Raw genomic sequence first — 15909 nt, forward strand, 5'->3', positions numbered from 1 at the left:
ACTCCCATGAGCCACAAGGCCGTCGCCGAATTCGTTCCGCTCAACATCGCCGTGCTCACCGTCAGCGATACCCGTACCTTCGACAACGACACCTCCGGCCAGCTGTTCGTCGATCGCCTGAGCGAGGCCGGTCATCGCCTGGCCGAGCGCGTCCTGCTCAAGGACGACCTGTACCGCATCCGCGCCCAGGTGGCGAGCTGGATCGCCGAGGACCCGGTGCAGGTGGTGCTGATTACCGGCGGCACGGGCTTCACCGGGCGCGACAGCACGCCTGAAGCCGTCGAGTGCCTGTTGGACAAGAAGGTGGATGGCTTCGGAGAGTTGTTCCGGCAGATCTCCGTGGCGGACATCGGCAGTTCCACGGTGCAGTCGCGGGCGCTCGCCGGGCTCGCCAACGGCACCTTGGTGTGCTGCCTGCCAGGCTCCACCAATGCCTGCCGCACCGCCTGGGACGGCATCCTCGCCGAGCAGCTCGACGCCCGCCATCGCCCCTGCAACTTCGTGGCCCACCTCAAGGCGGCAGAGCCTTGCGAGAGCCGCGGATGAGTCTGCTGTCCCTGGACGAGGCCCTGGCGCAACTGCTCGTCCAGGCAGCGAGCCAGCCGATCGGCGAGGTCGAGACCCTGGCGCTGGCGGATGCCGCCGGTCGCGTGCTGGCCGAGCCGCTGAGTGCGGCACTCGATCTGCCACCCTGGCCGAACAGCGCGATGGACGGTTATGCGTTGCGCCTGGCGGATTGGCAGGGCGATGCGTTGCCGGTCAGCCAGAAGATCTTCGCCGGGCACGCGCCACAGCCTCTGGCAGCCGGCAGTTGCGCGCGCATTTTCACCGGCGCGCCGCTGCCCGAGGGCGCCGATACCGTGGAAATGCAGGAGAACGTGGAGCTGCTCGAAGATGGCCGGGTACGCCTGCTGCAGCCGCTTCGCGTTGGACAGAACGTGCGTCCTCGGGGCCAGGAAGCGAAACGCGGTGACCGTCTGCTGGAGGCCGGTACGCGCCTGGGACCGATCGAGCTGGGCCTGGCGGCGAATCTCGGCGTGGCCCGGTTGAGCGTGCGGCGGCGGCCGCGGGTCGTGGTGTTCTCCACCGGCGACGAGCTGGTCGAGCCCGGCCAGCCCCTGGGCGCCGGTCAGATCTATAACAGCAACCGCACGCTGCTGGTCGCTTGGCTCGAACGCCTCGGCTGCGACGTCGCCGATGGCGGCATCCTCGCCGACGATCCCCAGGCCATTCGCGCCAGCCTGGCTGCCCAGGCCGGCGCCGACCTGCTGCTCAGCAGTGGTGGGGTCTCGGTCGGCGAGGCGGATTTCCTCGGGCAGATCCTCAAGGAGGAGGGTGAGCTGCAGTTGTGGAAGCTGGCGATCAAGCCCGGCAAGCCGCTGACCTGCGCGCGTTACGCCGGCACCCCGGTGATCGGGCTGCCGGGCAATCCGGTGTCGGCCCTGGTCACCCTGGCGCTGCTGGTGCGTCCTTATCTGCTGCGCCGCCTGGGCGTCGAGCGCGTCGAGCCTCTCAGTGTGGAGGTGCCCGCCGGCTTCACCTGGTCGCGCACCGGCACCCGTCGCGAGTTCCCGCGTGCGCGACTGGTCGAAGGGTGTGCGCAGTTGTACCCCAACCAGAGCTCCGGCGTGCTCGCCGGTGCCAGTTGGGCAGATGGTCTGGTGGAGATCCGCGAAGGATGCCAGTACGCCGAGGGGGACAGCGTGCGCTTTATCCCCTGGTCGGCGTTGATGGGCTAGTCCGTTTCGCGCATGCGTCGGTAGACGCTCGCCAGCAGCGGGCCCGAGAGGTTGTGCCAGACGCTGAACAGCGCGCTCGGTACGGCCGCCAGGGGCGAGAAATGCGCACTGGCCAGCGCAGCGCCAAGGCCGGAGTTCTGCATGCCGACCTCGATGGACAGCGTCTTGCGCTGTGCCAGCGGCAGTCCCATCAGGCGACCGGCGAGGTAGCCGAGGGCCAGTCCCAGGCCGTTGTGCAGGACCACCACGGCCATGATCAGGATGCCGGATTCGGCGATCTTCGCCTGGCTGGCGGCCACCACCGCCGCCACGATGGCGACGATGCTCACCACCGAGATCAGCGGCAGCACTTCCACCGCCGCCTGCACCCTGCGTCCGAGCAGGCGCTGGGCGACCAGGCCCAGGGTGATCGGCAGCAGTACCATCTGGACGATCGACCAGAACAGCGCCGCGAACTTCACCGGCAGCCAGGCCGAGGCCAGCAACCAGATCAGTGCCGGGGTCACCAGCGGGGCGAGCAGGGTGGTCACCGAGGTGATCGCCACCGAGAGTGCCACGTCGCCGCGGGCGAACCAGGTCATCACGTTGGAGGCGGTGCCGCCCGGGCAGCAGCCGACCAGGATCACGCCGACGGCGATTTCCGCCGGCAGTCCGAGCAGGCGGCAGAGCAGCCAGGCCAGCGCCGGCATGATGATGAACTGGGCGAGTACGCCAACCATCACCCGCAGCGGTTGACGCAGGACTTCACGGAAATCCTCGGTCTTCAGCGTCAGCCCCATGCCGAACATGATCAGCCCCAGCAGCGGCACGATCCACTTGGCGGCACCGATGAACAGGCTCGGTTCGAAGAACGCCCAGACAGCGAAGAGTAAAACCCAGAGGGCAAAGGTGTTGCCGGCGAAGCGGCTGAGGGCGATGAGTGCGCGTATGGCAGGGGGACTCTTGTTATCAGGGAGAAGGGCGGCTAACAGGCCCGTTGAAGAACTACCTCGGCTTTGGCTTCCTGCGTCGCTCTACCTCCTGCATCCATGCAGTCGTGCGTTGGCAATACGGCGTTAAAAGCGGCCTAAAATGCTGATTTACAACACGTAAACCGCGCTTTTCGGCCGTTTGCCTCGCTTACGTTTTTCAACGGCCTGCTATGCCGCCCCGTTGACTCAGATGCCCTGCGGCACTTCCTCGCCGCCGAGCGCCTCGAACAGCTGCGGCAGGAATTCCACGAAGGTCAGCATCATCAGCGTGAAGCTGGCGTCGAGCTGGCCGAGGGCGTCATCGCCGCCGTCCTGCTCGGCTTGCTCCTGCAGCAGGTCTTCGAAGCGCAGGCGCTTGATGGTCACCTTGTCGTCGATGACGAAGGACAGCTTGTCCTCCCAGGCCAGCGACAACTTGGTCACCAGCTTGCCGGCGGACAGGTGGTTCTGCACCTCGTCGCTGGCCAGGTCCTGGCGTTTGCAGCGCACGATGCCGCCGTCTTCCTGAACGTCGCGCAGTTCGCACTCATCCAGCAGGTGCAGGCCATGGCTGGCTTCGCAGCGCTTGACCCAGTCGGTGAAGGTCGCCGTCGGCGCCTGTTTCACGCCCAACGGGCGCACGGGCAGCGAGCCCAGCGCTTCGCGCAGGGTGGAGAGCAGGTCTTCGGCCTTCTTCGGACTGGACGCGTCGACCAGGATCAGGCCCTGGGCCGGCGCGATGGCCGCGAAAGTCGACGACTTGCGGATGAAGGCGCGCGGCAGGAAGGCCTGCACGATATCGTCCTTGAGCTGCTCGCGCTCCTTCTTGTAGACCTTGCGCATCTGCTCGGCTTCGATCTCGTCGATCTTCTCCTTGAGCGCGTCACGCACCACGCTGCCGGGCAGGATGCGCTCCTCCTTGCGTGCGGCGATCAGCAGGAATTCACCGCTGGCATGCACCAGCGGCGCATCGGCGCCCTTGCCCAATGGGGCGACGAAGCCATAGGTGGCCAGTTCCTGGCTGGCGCAGGCACGCGCCGGCTTGCTCGCCAGCGCCTTGTCCAGCGTGTCGACGTCGAGGGGAATGTCTTGGGTGAGGCGATAGACCAGCAGGTTGCGAAACCACATGTCGGGGTGAATCTCCGAGGCGCAAAGCGCGCATTATTCCTGCCTGCGCCGGGGAAACCAAGGGTGGCACCACGCAATCCGGACTTCTCGGCGATCGCTCGGCTGGGCGACAATACTCATTCCGATGCCCAGGACTGCCCCATGAGCACCCGACTGATCTACGTGATGGACCCGATGTGCTCCTGGTGCTGGGGCTTCGCTCCGGTGGTCGAGGCGCTCGCCGAGCAGGCGGCGGAAGCGGGCGTGCCGACGCATCTGGTGGTGGGCGGCCTACGCCGCGAGGCGCTGCCGCTGGACGCCGCCGGCCACGCGCGCATCGCCGGTTACTGGCGCGCCGTGCACGAGGCCAGCGGCCAGCCACTGCATGCCGACGGACCGCCGGAAGGGCTGGTCTACGACACCGAGCCGGCGTGCCGTGCGGTGGTCACCCTGCGCGAACTGGATGCGTCGCTGAGTCTGCCGATGGCGCTGGCGATCGGCCGTGCCTTCTACGTCGAGCGCCGCGACGTGACCCAGCCCGCGCAGCTCGCCGAGATCGCTGAAACCCTCGGGGTGACGCGTCAGGCCTTCGCTGAGCGCTTCGATGCGCCTCGCTTGCGCGAGGCAACCGAAGCCGATTTCGCCTGGGCCGGCAACCTGGGCATCGCCGGTTTTCCCACGCTGCTGGCCGAGCACGACGGGCGTTTTGCCTTGCTGACCAACGGCTATCAACCCGTGGAACGCTTGTCGCCGCTGCTGGCGCGCTGGCTGGAGCATGGTGCGCATGGCTGACCAGCTCGATTGGGCGCAGATCCGCCAGCTCGCCCTGCGTCATCGGCGCAAGCTGCTCTTCGCCAACTTCATCGCGGTGCTCGCGGTCGCCTGCGCCGTGCCGATTCCTCTCTTGCTGCCGCTGTTGGTCGACGAGGTGCTGCTGGGCAAGGGTGACACCGCATTGCGGGTGATGGACCGCCTGTTGCCCGCCGCGGCCGAACAGCCGTTGGGCTACATCGGCCTGATACTGGCGTTCACGCTATTGCTGCGTCTCGGCGCGCTGGCCTTCAACGTGCTGCAGGCGCGACAGTTCGCGACGCTGTCCAAGGACGTCGTCTACCGCCTGCGCTTGCGCCTGATCGAGCGCCTCAAGCGGATTTCCCTCGGGGAGTACGAGAGCCTCGGCGGCGGCACGGTGACGGCGCACCTGGTCACCGACCTGGATACCCTCGACAAATTCATCGGCGAGACGCTGAGCAAGTTCCTCGTCGCCTTGCTGACCCTCGCCGGCACGGCGGCGATCCTGGTCTGGATGCATTGGCAATTGGCGCTGTTGATCCTGCTGTTCAATCCGCTGGTGATCTTCGCCACCGTGCAGTTGGGCAAGCGCGTCAAGCATCTGAAGAAACAGGAGAACGACAGTACCGCGCGCTTCACCCAGGCGCTCACCGAAACCCTCGACGCGATTCAAGAGGTGCGAGCCGGCAATCGCCAGGGCTTCTTCCTCGGCCGCCTGGGCGCGCGGGCGCGGGAGGTGCGTGACCGCGCGGTGGCCTCGCAATGGAAGACCGATGCTTCCAACCGCGCCAGTGGCCTGCTGTTCCAGTTCGGCATCGACCTGTTCCGCGCGGCGGCGATGCTCACGGTGCTGTTTTCCGACCTGTCCATCGGGCAGATGCTCGCGGTATTCAGCTACCTTTGGTTCATGATCGGACCGGTGGAGCAGTTGCTCAGCCTGCAGTACGCGTACTACGCCGCCGGCGGGGCGCTCAAGCGCATCAACGAACTGCTCGAACGCGCCGACGAGCCGGACTACCCGGCCTTGCACGATCCCTTCGCCGGACAGGAAACCGCCGGTATCGAGATTCGTGACCTGCATTTCGCCTACCGCGAGGAAGCCGTGCTCGACGGGCTGACACTGGACATCGCGGCGGGTGAGAAGGTCGCCATCGTCGGCGCCTCCGGCGGCGGCAAGAGCACCCTGGTGCAACTGCTGCTGGGGCTGTACCAGGCGCAGCGTGGGCAGATCCGTTTCGGCGGCGTGGCATTGGAGGAGATCGGCCTGGAGACGCTGCGCGACAACCTAGCGGTGGTGCTGCAGCATCCCGCGCTGTTCGACGACACGGTGCGCGCCAACCTGTGCATGGGCCGGGAACGAAGCGACGAGGCCTGCTGGCAGGCGCTGGCCATTGCCCAACTGGCGGATACCGTGAAGGGCTTGCCGCAGGGCCTGGACAGCGTGGTCGGGCGCTCCGGCGTGCGTCTGTCCGGTGGCCAGCGGCAACGCCTGGCGATCGCCCGCATGGTCCTCGCGCAACCCAAGGTGGTGATCCTCGACGAAGCCACCTCGGCGCTGGATGCGGCCACCGAATATGCGCTGCACCAGGGGCTGGCGCGCTTCCTTGCCGGGCGTACCACGCTGATCATCGCCCACCGCCTGTCCGCGGTGAAACAGGCCGACCGGGTGCTGGTATTCGATGGCGGGCGCATCGCCGAACAGGGCGAGCATCAGGCGCTGATCGCCGAGGGCGGTCTTTACGCCAAGCTCTACGGCAACCTGCAGCAGGTCTAAACTGCTTCGACGTCCATCCGGAGATCACCATGAGCGATACCTTCGAACCCCTGAGTCCCGCCCAGGCGCGGGCGCTCGGTGCCCTGATCGAAAAACAGGCGACCACCCCGGAGAGCTATCCGCTGACGCTCAATGCGTTGCAGCTGGCGTGCAACCAGAAGACCAGCCGCGAGCCGGTGATGGAGTTGCAGGCGGGGGAGGTCGGCGTTGCCGTACGGGCACTGGAGGCCCAGGGCCTGGCGCGTTTGCAGATGGGCAGCCGCGCCGACCGTTGGGAGCAGCGCGCCGACAAGGCGTTGGAGCTGGCTCCGCCGCAATTGGCGCTACTCGGCCTGTTGCTGTTGCGTGCGGCGCAGACGCCGGCCGAACTGCTGGCGCGCAGTGCGCGTCTGTATGCCTTCGACGACCAGGAGCAGGTGCGCCACCATCTCGAACGCCTCGTCGCCCGGGGCCTGGTCGCCCAACTGCCGCGGCAGAGCGGTCAGCGTGAAGAGCGCTACATGCATCGGCTGCTGGGAGACGACGCGGTGCAGCAGGCCCTTCAGCAGCCGGTCGCTGCAGTACCGTCCGGCGGATTGACGGAGCGGGTCGCCGAGCTGGAAGCGCGGCTGGCCGCGCTGGAAAGCCGTCTGGCGGCGTTGGAGGCGTAATACCCCTTCAACTTTTTCGTCGAAGCGCCGAAGCAGGGATAAGTGAAGCGCGATAGCGTTCAAAGCAGAACAAGAACCAACGCCCCTTTTGCCAGGAATGCACCCATGTCCCGATCTGCCCTCGATGTTTACGCGGACCTGCCGGTTGGCCGCAAGCTGCTGATTGGCTCCGGCTTGGTGCTGATATTGGTGGGTGTGCTGGCGCTGGCCAGCTTCGTTGCGGTGAATACGCTGCTCGAGCGTCATCAGCGCACCAGTGTGATGGTCGATGTCACCGAGGGCGTACTGCTGGCGCGGCGCGCGGAGAAGAATCTCGCCAGTGGCGACCAGGGTGCCGCCGACGAAGTGCGCCGGCTGCTCGGCGAGGTCGATGGCCATCTGGATACGCTGGCGCAGGTGGATGGATATGCCGAGCGGGTGACCCAGCTGCGGGCATACGCCGATAGCTATCTGAAGCAGTTCGAGGCCTATGCAGCCGGTTTGCAGAAGGCCACGGCCGCCCGGCAAACGATGGACGAGGCCGCCGGAGAGGCCCGCGATGAGTTCGAAGGCATCGAACTGAGCATGTTCGACGCGGTGCGCGAGTTGCGCCTGGCCGGTGACCGCCTGCGGGGCAGCGATCCGCTGACCCTCGCCGAGACCGCCTCGGGCCTGAGCAAGCGCATGCTCGACCTGCGTAGCCAGGAGACACTCTTCATCATCGACGGCAAGGCCGACGCCGCGCAGGAGTGGTCGCAGATCTACGCCGATCAGTCCAGCATCGGCAAGAACCTGGGAATCTGGCTGGATGACGAGCAGAAAGCCACCCTGAGCGAGGCCCTGGCGGCGCTGGGTAAGTATCACGATGCCTTCGAGGCCTATCGCCAGGCGCGTGAGGCGGTGGATACGGCGCAGAAGGGTATGGTCGAGCAGGCACGGGCGATGATGGAGGAGGCCTCTCACCAGCAGGCCGACGAAGAACAGGCGATGGCGCTGGAAGGGCGCAATGTGCGCCTGTTGCTCGCCGGAGTGACGCTCCTCGCCGTGGTGCTCGGACTGTTCGCCGCTTGGTTCAACTCGCGGATGATCGTGACGCCGCTGCGCGAGGCAGTGGCATTGGCCAGGCGGGTGGCCGACGGTGATCTGCGCTCCGACGACACGCGGCGTACGCGCCGCGACGAGATTGGCGAGCTGACCGGGGCGCTGGATGGCATGGCGGCGGGATTGCGCGAGTTGATCGGCAATATCGGGGGCGTCGTCTCGCGAATCGCCTCGGCGGCTGCGCAGTTGTCTTCGGTCACCGCGCAGACCAGCGCCAACGTGCAGACCCAGCGAAGCGAGACGGAGCAGACCGCCACGGCGATGAACGAGATGGCGGCGACGGTGCAGGAAGTGGCGCAGAACGCCGAGCAGGCCTCCCACGCCGCCGAGCAGGCCGACCGCGAAGCGCAGCAAGGCAACCAGGTTGCCCAGCAGACCGTGCGGCAGATGGACGAGCTGGCCAGCGATGTCGAGTCCACCGCCCAGGCGATGACCGAGCTGGGTGAGGAAAGCGCGCGCATCGGCGGGGTGCTGGAGGTGATCCGTACCGTCGCCGAGCAGACCAACCTGCTGGCGCTCAACGCGGCCATCGAGGCCGCCCGTGCGGGCGAGCAGGGGCGTGGTTTCGCCGTGGTCGCCGACGAGGTCCGTGCGCTGGCGAAGCGCACCCACGAATCCACCGAGCAGATCGAGTCGCTCATCGCAGGCCTGCAGGCGCGTGCTCAGCAGGCCCAGCAGCGTATGCAAAGCAGCCTGGAACTGACCCGTGCGAGTGTCGGCCTGGCCGGCGATGCGGGAAGTGCACTGGGCGGCATCGCCATGGCGGTGTCCACCATCGAGCAGATGAACCAGCAGATCGCCGCCTCCGCCGAGGAGCAGAGTGTGGTCGCGGAGAGCATCAGCGAGAGTCTCACGCGGATTCGCGACATCGGCGAGCAAAGCGCTGAGGCCAGCCGCCAGATCGCCGAGGCCAGCGCCGAACTGGCACGACTCGGCGAGGAGTTGCAGCAGCGCGTCGGGCGCTTCCGCAGCTAGCCGGCGGCCGGCCTCGCCTGTTGAAGACTGCGCGCCCACTGCTGCAACGGCAGTGGGTAGGTGTCGTCGAGGATGCGCCGGGCGAGTTCCTGTAGTTCGTTGAAGTCTCCGCGGTTCATCGGTTCCCGCTCCACCTGCTCGATCCGTTGCCAGTCACCCTGTGCGTCGCGCCGGGCCATGGCGAAGCGGAATGGATGACGTCCGGTCATGCCCAGGCGCAGATCGGTGACCAGCAGGCGGTCGTCGATCTCGTCGTAGCGCAGCACGCCATCGGTGAACCAGGCCAGGCGACGGTGCTGCGGCGAATCCGCCAGCACGTGCGCCAGGTGGCTGTTGCGTGGTAATTCCAGCAGGGTCGGCGGTTGCTGATCGAACCAGCCGCTCAACGCTTCGTAGTAGCGCTCGCCATCGAGTACCGTGACTCGCCAGAGCAGCGCGTTGAACGGCGTCGGGCCGCTGAAGATCGCCTGGGGAGTGATACCCTGGCGCACCAGTTCGGCTTCCACTCGCCGTTCGGCGAGCTGCTTGCCGACCAGCGTGAAGCCGAGATAGGCGCTCGACAGCGCCAGCACCACGGGCAGCGCCCAGCCGTGCCGATCGCGCAGGCCGCGGAACAGTGCGATCAGCACACCGACGATCAACGGGAGGGTGTAGAGCGGGTCGATGATGAAGATGCTGGAAATCGCCAGCGGAGGTGGCGTCAACGGCCAGAACAGCTGCGTCCCGTAGCTGGTGAGGCTGTCCAGCAACGGGTGCGTCACCAGCACCAGCCAGAGCGTCAGCAACAGACGCCGGGCGGAGTAGCCCGCCTCGGGGAACAGTCGCCGCAGCAGCAGGGTCAGTGCCAGGGCCACGCCGCTGAGGACGAACAACGAATGGCTGAAGCCGCGGTGAAAGGTCATTTCCGCCACGGCGTCGCCATAGTCGATGACGACGTCGAGGTCGGGCAGGGTTGCCAGGGCGGCACCATACAGCAGTGCTTTGCGACCTTGCCAGCGGCCGAGCAGTGCGCCCTGGATACCGGCGCCGAGTACCGCCTGGGTGATCGAGTCCATGGAGTGTCCTGGGTGGTTAGGGCCTATTCCCGTTTCATTCGCGAGCCGCGTTGTCGCCAGAAATGGCCTGCGGCTAGGCGCCGGCGCGACCGTGAATGAAACGGAAATAGGCCAGCGAATCAAAATAGCCGAACGTGATTGGCGAATGCCAATCACCATTGAGACCGGAGGTTTCAAGCAATGCTGCAGGTCAGCAACAACGTCACCTTGCCCGATGAGGAGGTGGAGCTGACGCCCATCCGTGCCCAGGGTGCGGGTGGGCAGAACGTCAACAAGGTCTCCAGCGCCATGCATCTGCGCTTCGACAGCCAGGCCTCGTCGTTGCCTGACGCCTACAAGCAGCGCCTGTTGGCGCTGCGCGATTCGCGCATCACGCGGGAGGGCGTGGTGGTAATCAAGGCACAACGCTTCCGCACCCAGGAGCAGAATCGCCAGGATGCCCTGGAGCGGCTGCTGGAGTTGCTGCAGTTGGCCGGTCAGCAGCCGAAGGTGCGTCGAGCGAGCAAGCCAACCCTGGCCTCACGGCGCCGCCGCCTGGAGGAAAAATCTCGCCGAGGAGCGGTCAAGGCCGGGCGGGGGAAGCCGCCGAGTGACTGAGTGAATCTCGTCGGAAACTATCGATAATGACAGGTTTTGCTCGATTATTTCTATGCATGGCATTTTTGCTGGATATAATCTTGTCACAAGTGACAGCTTTGTGAGGCGTCCGTGTCCATCCCGATTATTTTCGACACCGATCCGGGCGTCGATGACGCGCAGGCGATCACCCTCGCGCTGTGCGACCCCGAGATCGAGCTGATCGGTCTGACCACGACCTTCGGCAACGTCCCGGTCACCACGGCCACGCGTAACGCCCTGCTGCTGGGCGAGTTGGCCGGTGCGGCGGTTCCGGTCGCACAGGGCGTCGCAGGGCCGTTGCTGAAGACCCCGGCTGCGTTTCCCGAGCACATCCACGGCGTCGACGGGCTGGGCAATCAAACCCTGGTCGAGCCACTAGGCCAGGCCGTGTCGCAGCCCGCCGCACAGTTCATCGTCGAGCAGACGCGCCGGCGTCCGGGTGAAATAACCCTGGTCGCGGTAGGCCCGCTGGGTAACCTGGCCCAGGCCCTTGCGCTGGATCCGCAGTTGGTTTCGCGGGTCAAGCGCGTGGTGGTGATGGGCGGCTCGATACAGGAGGGCGGCAACGTCTCGCCGGCGGCAGAGGCAAACATCTTTTCCGATCCCCACGCCGCCCAGCGCGTGCTGACGGCGGGCTGGCCCCTGACCCTGGTCGGCCTGGACGTCACCCATCGCACCGCCATCGATCAGTCGCGCATGGCCCGCCTGGCCGCCGCGCAGCCGGTACTGGGGCCATTGCTGGCTCAGGCCTTCGCGTTCTATTCGGCGTTCTATCGTCGGGAGCGGGGGATCGATGGCTGTTGTCCGCACGACAGCGTGGCGCTGGCCTGGCTGCGGCGTCCCGAGCTGTTCCGTACCGTGCGAGGGCATCTGCAGGTGGTTTGCGACGGACCCGCCGAAGGCATGACGCTGTTCGCCGAGGAGGGGCGTGGCTACATCGACGCTCGTTGGAGCGAAACGCCATTGGTCGATGTTTGCCTGGAGGTGGATGGCGTTGCCGTGGTGGATTGGATGGAAGCGGTGATCACCGCCAATCCGTTGCCGCGGACATAGCGCCCCGTCTGGCAGCGCGCCTTGTCCTGGCCGCCTCCCGTTGCGGGAGGCGGCCTGCTTTTACTGACTCGCGTTAGCTGGCCTTGACCGGCTCGGGCTGGGACGTGCCGGGGAGGAAATGCACGTTGCTGGCATCGCGCTCACCGTCGGGTTTCACGGCGGCGAGGTACTCCTCGCCCCAACGGCGGATGTCGTAGTACTCGACGATGCCGAACAGCTCGCGCAGGCGATTGCGCGCATCTTCCTTGGGCAGGTTCAGGCCCAGATAGCAGCTGTAGGCCAGATCGGCCGGATCGTGCGGGTTGGTCAGCAGGGCGCCTTTGAGCTCGGCGGCGGCACCTGCGAATTCCGAGAGCACCAGTACGCCGCTGCCGTCGATCAGTCCCTGGGTGGCAACGAACTCCTTGGCCACCAGATTCAGCCCGTCTCGCAGGGGCGTGATCCACATCACGTCGGCCATGGCGTACCACGCCACCACGCTGTCGAACGGCAGGGACTGGAAGTAGAACTGCAGTGGCGTCCAGCCAACCCTGGCGAAGCGTCCGTTGATGCGTCCGACGACTTGCTCGATCTGGGTCTGCAGTTCGTCGTAGATGGTCATCTCGCTGGCTGCCGGCACACAGATGCAGGCCAGGGTGACCTTGCCGTGCAGCTCGGGGTTGTCCTCGAGCATACGCTCATAGGCGAGTAGCTTCTCGAAGGTTCCCTTGGTGTAGTCCAGGCGTTCCACCGAAAGGATCAGCCGCACGCCGCGCAGCGCTTCGCGCAGGCCATCCATCAGTTCACGGGTTTTCTCTTGTGCCAGCGCATTGCGCACGCGATCCAGGTCCAGGCCCACCGGATGGGCGCCGAGCTTGACGATGCGCGTGCCGGTGTCGACCGCCGTGGTTACGCGCTCCAGACCCACTGCGCAGCCGTAGGTGATGAAGCGCGGTGCGCAATTCTGCCGGTCGACGGTCTTCAGCGGGGTCACGCCGCGCGCCACGTCGACGAAGTTCTCCACCTGCCGCGGGATGTGGAATCCCACGTAGTCGCACTGCAGCAGGCTACCGACGATCTGCCGGCGCCAGGGCAGCACGTTGAACACGTCCGCCGAGGGGAAGTAGGTGTGGTGGAAGAAGGCGATGATCAGGTCCGGACGCAGTTCGCGCAGGTAGGCAGGGACCATCCACAGATTGTAGTCATGCAGCCAGACGGTGGCACCGATGGCCGCCTCGCGGGCGGTTCGCTCTGCGAAGGCGCGGTTCACCTCGAGGAATACCAGCCAGTCCTCTTCGCGGAAGATCGCGCGCTCCCAGAAGGTGTGCAGCGTCGGCCAGAAGGCTTCCTTGGAGAAGCGCTTGTAGAAGATGTCCACCTGCTCCTTGGAGAGGGCCACGCGGGCTGCGGTCAGGCGCGGGTAGCGCTCGGCGTCCACCGTGGTGTGGGTCTCGAAATCCTCGCCTTCCTGTTCCACGGCCCAGGCGACCCAGGAGCCCTTGCGGCCATCGGCGAAGAAGCTCAGCAGGGTGGGGATGATGCCGTTGGGCGAGGTCGGTCGGCGACGTTGCAGGCGACCGTCCACGCGATGCTCCTCGTAGGGCAGGCGATGGTAGACGATGACCAGCTCGGACTGCCCGGGCTGTGCGGCCTGGCGGCGTTCGGCAGCGATACCGTGCTGGCCGAGGAAGCCGAAGTGGGCGAAGGCCTGGAGGATGCCGCCGCAGCCGGGGCGGCTGGCGTGCAGGATGCGCGTATCGGTGGCGGTGGCGGCCAGTAGCGCTTGTTCCGAGCGACCCACGCAGACGCCCTTGAGGCCGCAGCTGAGCATCGACAGGTCATTCAGCGTATCGCCTGCGACCAGCACTTGCTCTTGATCGATGCCCAGGTGCTCGGCCAGCTTCAACAGGCTGGAGCCCTTGTTCACGCCCTTGGGCAGGAAGTCCAGGTAGAGACCAGCGGAGTAGAGCAGGTCGCAACCCAGTTCCTCGGCGATTTCCTTCAGTCGCGGATCGGCCGCGCGCTCGGGTGTGCAGAAGAACGAGCAGCGGCGCGCCTGTGGCACATCCTGGCGCTCCAGACCGTCCAGTCCGTCCAGCGCCTGGAGCACCTGGTTCTCGCCGGCCCAACGTTGGTCGATGTCGTTCTGCAGCGGCTGGATGGGTTGCAGTGTGTCGCCGTGGTAGAGGCTGCCACCGACGTCGGCGACGATATAGTCCGGTTGCGGCAGGGTCGGGTCGGCGAGCAGTGGCAGGACCACTTCGAGGCTGCGCCCGGTCACGTAGGCCAGGCGGATTTCCGGATGGGCTGCGATGGTCTGGTACAGACTCAGGCGATCCTCCGGATCGCCGGCGAGAAAGGTTCCATCGAGATCGGTTGCAAGTAGCATGCGCTGTCTCCTTGTGCGGTTGACGCGCCGACCTGGGCCGACGTCTTCAAGTGGTGCCGCGACCACCTCGTGCGGTCACGGCGGAAAATGCTCAGGCGGCGCTGTTCTCCTCTCGGGCGTCCACGCTTTCTTCCTCGCTCGGCGGTGCGTCGGGCATCAGCTCCAATACCGTCGGGCTGGTGCGCAGCATGGGTACGAAGTGCCCCGGGTTCTCGTCGAGCAGTTCGCTGACGTGGCGGCGACGGTAGATGCCGTAGGCGCACAGGGCGCCGAGGGTCAGCGCGAAGTAGAGTGGCAACGCCATCGGGCCGAACTGCTGCATCAGCAGACCGGCGAGCAGGGGGGCGAAAGCCGAGCCGATGCCGTTGAGCACCAGCAGTCCGGACGAACCGGAGAGAATCTCCTCCGCGTGCAACTGGTCGATCAGCTGCGCCACGGCGATCGGGTAGATGGCGAAGGTCAGGCCTCCCCACAGGAACATTGCCCCCAGCAGCCAGGGCCCGGCGGGCAGCAGCCCCATCACCAGCGCCACCGCGGCTGCCAGGCCGACCACGCAGATCAGCACCAGGCGCCGGTCGTGGCCGTCGGAAAAACGGCCTATGGGCCATTGCAGCAGCGCGCCGCCGAGGATCGTCAGGCTCATCAGCAGACCGACATCGCCCTCGGCGAAGCCGACCTGATTGGCATACACCGGGGCCATGCCCCAGAAGGCGCCCAAGGCCAAGCCCGAGAGCAGCGAGGCCATCACCGGCAACGGTGCGATGCCGAACAACTGGCGCAGGTTGCTGCGCGGCGTCTCCGGTACCGAAGGCTGTGCCTGTCGAGTCAGCGTCAGTGGCATCAGGGCGCAGCAAATGAACAGCGCGGCGATGATGAACAGGCTGTAGCCCAATGGGCTGTCCAGGTGCAGCAGTTGCTGCGCCAGCGCCAGTGAGCCGAGGTTGACCCCCATGTAGATGGCGAACACCCGGCCGCGCTGTTCTGCGGCGGTCTGCGCGTTGAGCCAGCTCTCGATCACCGTGTACAGAGAGACCAGCGCGATACCGTAGAGCACGCGCAGGGCCAGCCAGACGCGAATATCGATGATCAGCAGGTGCAGCAGCGCACAACTGGCGGCGAGCGCCGCGCAGAAGGCGAAGGTACGGATGTGGCCGACGCGACGGATCAGTGGCGTGGCCACCCAACTGCCGAGGAAGAAGCCGACGAAATAGCCGGACATGGCCAGGCCGAGTGCGCCGGCCGAGTAGCCTTCGGCGCTGCCGCGCAGGGTCAGCAGCGTGTTCAGGAGGCCATTGCCGAGCAGCAGCAGTGCTACCCCGCTCAGCAAGGCGCTGATGGGCATGAGCAGTGTTGGCATAGCTAGGTACCCTAACAGTTTGAACTGTGATGGCAAGTCGAAATGCCCGGCAAAGTGCCGGGTTTTGGCAGTAGGTAATTGTTATATAAGGATTATTTTTATAATGAGATCGCCGGCCGGCGATTCAGGGGTGGAGCAGGTCGGTGGCTGCGGCCATTTGCCGGTCGCGCTCGCTGATGCCGCCGATGTCGTGGCTCCACCAGTCCACCCTGACCCGTCCCCATTCCACCCGCAGGGAGGGGTGATGGTTGTGATGCTCCGCCAGCTCGCCCACGGCATTGGCGAAAGCGAGCGCTTGGCGAAAGTCGGCGAAGCTGAAGCTGCGCCGCAGGCGTTCGACGCCCTCAATGCGGCAGGTGCTCCAGTGTTCCAGTTTCTCGCTCGACATGCG

General features: G+C 66.2%; 14 protein-coding genes and 1 pseudogene. 9 read left to right on the forward strand and 6 right to left on the reverse strand.

Going from position 1 to position 15909, the window contains the following annotated elements; genetic code table 11:
* Positions 1-6 precede the first annotated feature (6 nt).
* On the forward strand, positions 7-546 hold the full coding sequence (gene moaB / locus ACYRGX_RS11285) for a molybdenum cofactor biosynthesis protein B (protein ID WP_473052578.1): 540 nt from the start codon (positions 7-9) through the stop codon (positions 544-546).
* The gene (locus ACYRGX_RS11290; protein ID WP_473052579.1) at positions 543-1739 is read left to right on the forward strand and encodes a molybdopterin molybdotransferase MoeA; all 1197 of its coding nucleotides are present in this window, start codon (positions 543-545) and stop codon (positions 1737-1739) included. The genes moaB and ACYRGX_RS11290 overlap by 4 nt, the downstream gene beginning before the upstream one ends.
* Here the strand turns inward: ACYRGX_RS11290 and ACYRGX_RS11295 are convergent.
* Positions 1736-2668, reverse strand: a complete 933-nt coding sequence (locus ACYRGX_RS11295; RefSeq protein WP_473056673.1) for a bile acid:sodium symporter family protein — start codon at positions 2666-2668, stop codon at positions 1736-1738. The two genes, ACYRGX_RS11290 and ACYRGX_RS11295, sit on opposite strands and share 4 nt — an antisense overlap.
* Positions 2669-2896: 228 nt before the next feature.
* Positions 2897-3817 (reverse strand): recombination-associated protein RdgC, encoded by a 921-nt coding sequence (gene rdgC, locus ACYRGX_RS11300; protein ID WP_473052580.1) that lies wholly within the window; start codon positions 3815-3817, stop codon positions 2897-2899.
* 141 nt (positions 3818-3958) lie between these two features.
* Between rdgC and ACYRGX_RS11305 the strand changes: the two genes are divergently transcribed.
* The 5 genes and pseudogenes from ACYRGX_RS11305 (at position 3959) to ACYRGX_RS11325 (ending at position 9067) form a co-directional block, all read left to right on the forward strand.
* A complete protein-coding gene (locus tag ACYRGX_RS11305; protein WP_473052581.1) occupies positions 3959-4588 on the forward strand; it encodes a DsbA family protein in 630 nt (209 codons plus the stop codon).
* A complete protein-coding gene (locus tag ACYRGX_RS11310) occupies positions 4581-6362 on the forward strand; it encodes an ABC transporter ATP-binding protein (protein ID WP_473052582.1) in 1782 nt (593 codons plus the stop codon). Before ACYRGX_RS11305 ends, ACYRGX_RS11310 begins: the two co-directional genes overlap by 8 nt.
* Positions 6363-6391: 29 nt before the next feature.
* Entirely contained in the window at positions 6392-7012 is a 621-nt protein-coding gene (locus ACYRGX_RS11315) for a YceH family protein (RefSeq protein WP_473052583.1), read from the forward strand.
* A gap of 105 nt (positions 7013-7117) precedes the next feature.
* Positions 7118-8212, forward strand: a pseudogene (locus tag ACYRGX_RS11320) (methyl-accepting chemotaxis protein); the annotation flags it as partial.
* A complete protein-coding gene (locus tag ACYRGX_RS11325; RefSeq protein ID WP_473056674.1) occupies positions 8204-9067 on the forward strand; it encodes a methyl-accepting chemotaxis protein in 864 nt (287 codons plus the stop codon). The pseudogene ACYRGX_RS11320 and the gene ACYRGX_RS11325, both read left to right, overlap by 9 nt.
* Here the strand turns inward: ACYRGX_RS11325 and ACYRGX_RS11330 are convergent.
* Entirely contained in the window at positions 9064-10122 is a 1059-nt protein-coding gene (locus tag ACYRGX_RS11330) for a metal-dependent hydrolase (RefSeq protein ID WP_473052584.1), read from the reverse strand. The two genes, ACYRGX_RS11325 and ACYRGX_RS11330, sit on opposite strands and share 4 nt — an antisense overlap.
* A gap of 180 nt (positions 10123-10302) precedes the next feature.
* Here ACYRGX_RS11330 and arfB point away from each other — a divergent pair, with 180 nt between their 5' ends.
* Both arfB and ACYRGX_RS11340 read left to right on the forward strand, forming a co-directional pair.
* A complete protein-coding gene (gene arfB, locus ACYRGX_RS11335; protein ID WP_473052585.1) occupies positions 10303-10719 on the forward strand; it encodes an alternative ribosome rescue aminoacyl-tRNA hydrolase ArfB in 417 nt (138 codons plus the stop codon).
* 111 nt (positions 10720-10830) lie between these two features.
* A complete protein-coding gene (locus tag ACYRGX_RS11340) occupies positions 10831-11793 on the forward strand; it encodes a nucleoside hydrolase (RefSeq protein ID WP_473052586.1) in 963 nt (320 codons plus the stop codon).
* Positions 11794-11866: 73 nt separating this feature from the next.
* Here the strand turns inward: ACYRGX_RS11340 and ggpS are convergent, their stop codons facing one another.
* The 3 genes from ggpS to ACYRGX_RS11355 all read right to left on the reverse strand — a co-directional run bounded on the left by ggpS (position 11867) and on the right by ACYRGX_RS11355 (position 15906).
* Positions 11867-14161 carry a glucosylglycerol-phosphate synthase gene (ggpS, locus tag ACYRGX_RS11345; RefSeq protein WP_473052587.1) on the reverse strand — a complete coding sequence of 765 codons (2295 nt, stop codon included), beginning with the start codon at positions 14159-14161 and terminating at the stop codon, positions 11867-11869.
* 91 nt (positions 14162-14252) lie between these two features.
* Positions 14253-15518, reverse strand: a complete 1266-nt coding sequence (locus ACYRGX_RS11350) for an MFS transporter (protein WP_473052588.1) — start codon at positions 15516-15518, stop codon at positions 14253-14255.
* A 124-nt stretch (positions 15519-15642) separates the two neighbouring features.
* Positions 15643-15906 (reverse strand): 4a-hydroxytetrahydrobiopterin dehydratase, encoded by a 264-nt coding sequence (locus ACYRGX_RS11355; protein ID WP_473052589.1) that lies wholly within the window; start codon positions 15904-15906, stop codon positions 15643-15645.
* Positions 15907-15909: the final 3 nt, after the last annotated feature.

This window comes from Pseudomonas sp. R4-15 (assembly GCF_055768815.1).

Excerpts from the sequence above, each read along its gene's own strand:
- ACYRGX_RS11325 (WP_473056674.1), top strand. The coding sequence starts at position 8,204 with ATGGCGGCGGGATTGCGCGAGTTGATCGGCAATATCGGGGGCGTCGTC.
- ACYRGX_RS11355 (WP_473052589.1), bottom strand. The coding sequence starts at position 15,906 with ATGTCGAGCGAGAAACTGGAACACTGGAGCACCTGCCGCATTGAGGGC.
- ACYRGX_RS11290 (WP_473052579.1), top strand. The coding sequence starts at position 543 with ATGAGTCTGCTGTCCCTGGACGAGGCCCTGGCGCAACTGCTCGTCCAG.
- arfB (WP_473052585.1), top strand. The coding sequence starts at position 10,303 with ATGCTGCAGGTCAGCAACAACGTCACCTTGCCCGATGAGGAGGTGGAG.
- ACYRGX_RS11305 (WP_473052581.1), top strand. The coding sequence starts at position 3,959 with ATGAGCACCCGACTGATCTACGTGATGGACCCGATGTGCTCCTGGTGC.
- moaB (WP_473052578.1), top strand. The coding sequence starts at position 7 with ATGAGCCACAAGGCCGTCGCCGAATTCGTTCCGCTCAACATCGCCGTG.
- rdgC (WP_473052580.1), bottom strand. The coding sequence starts at position 3,817 with ATGTGGTTTCGCAACCTGCTGGTCTATCGCCTCACCCAAGACATTCCC.
- ACYRGX_RS11310 (WP_473052582.1), top strand. The coding sequence starts at position 4,581 with ATGGCTGACCAGCTCGATTGGGCGCAGATCCGCCAGCTCGCCCTGCGT.
- ggpS (WP_473052587.1), bottom strand. The coding sequence starts at position 14,161 with ATGCTACTTGCAACCGATCTCGATGGAACCTTTCTCGCCGGCGATCCG.
- ACYRGX_RS11330 (WP_473052584.1), bottom strand. The coding sequence starts at position 10,122 with ATGGACTCGATCACCCAGGCGGTACTCGGCGCCGGTATCCAGGGCGCA.
- ACYRGX_RS11350 (WP_473052588.1), bottom strand. The coding sequence starts at position 15,518 with ATGCCAACACTGCTCATGCCCATCAGCGCCTTGCTGAGCGGGGTAGCA.
- ACYRGX_RS11315 (WP_473052583.1), top strand. The coding sequence starts at position 6,392 with ATGAGCGATACCTTCGAACCCCTGAGTCCCGCCCAGGCGCGGGCGCTC.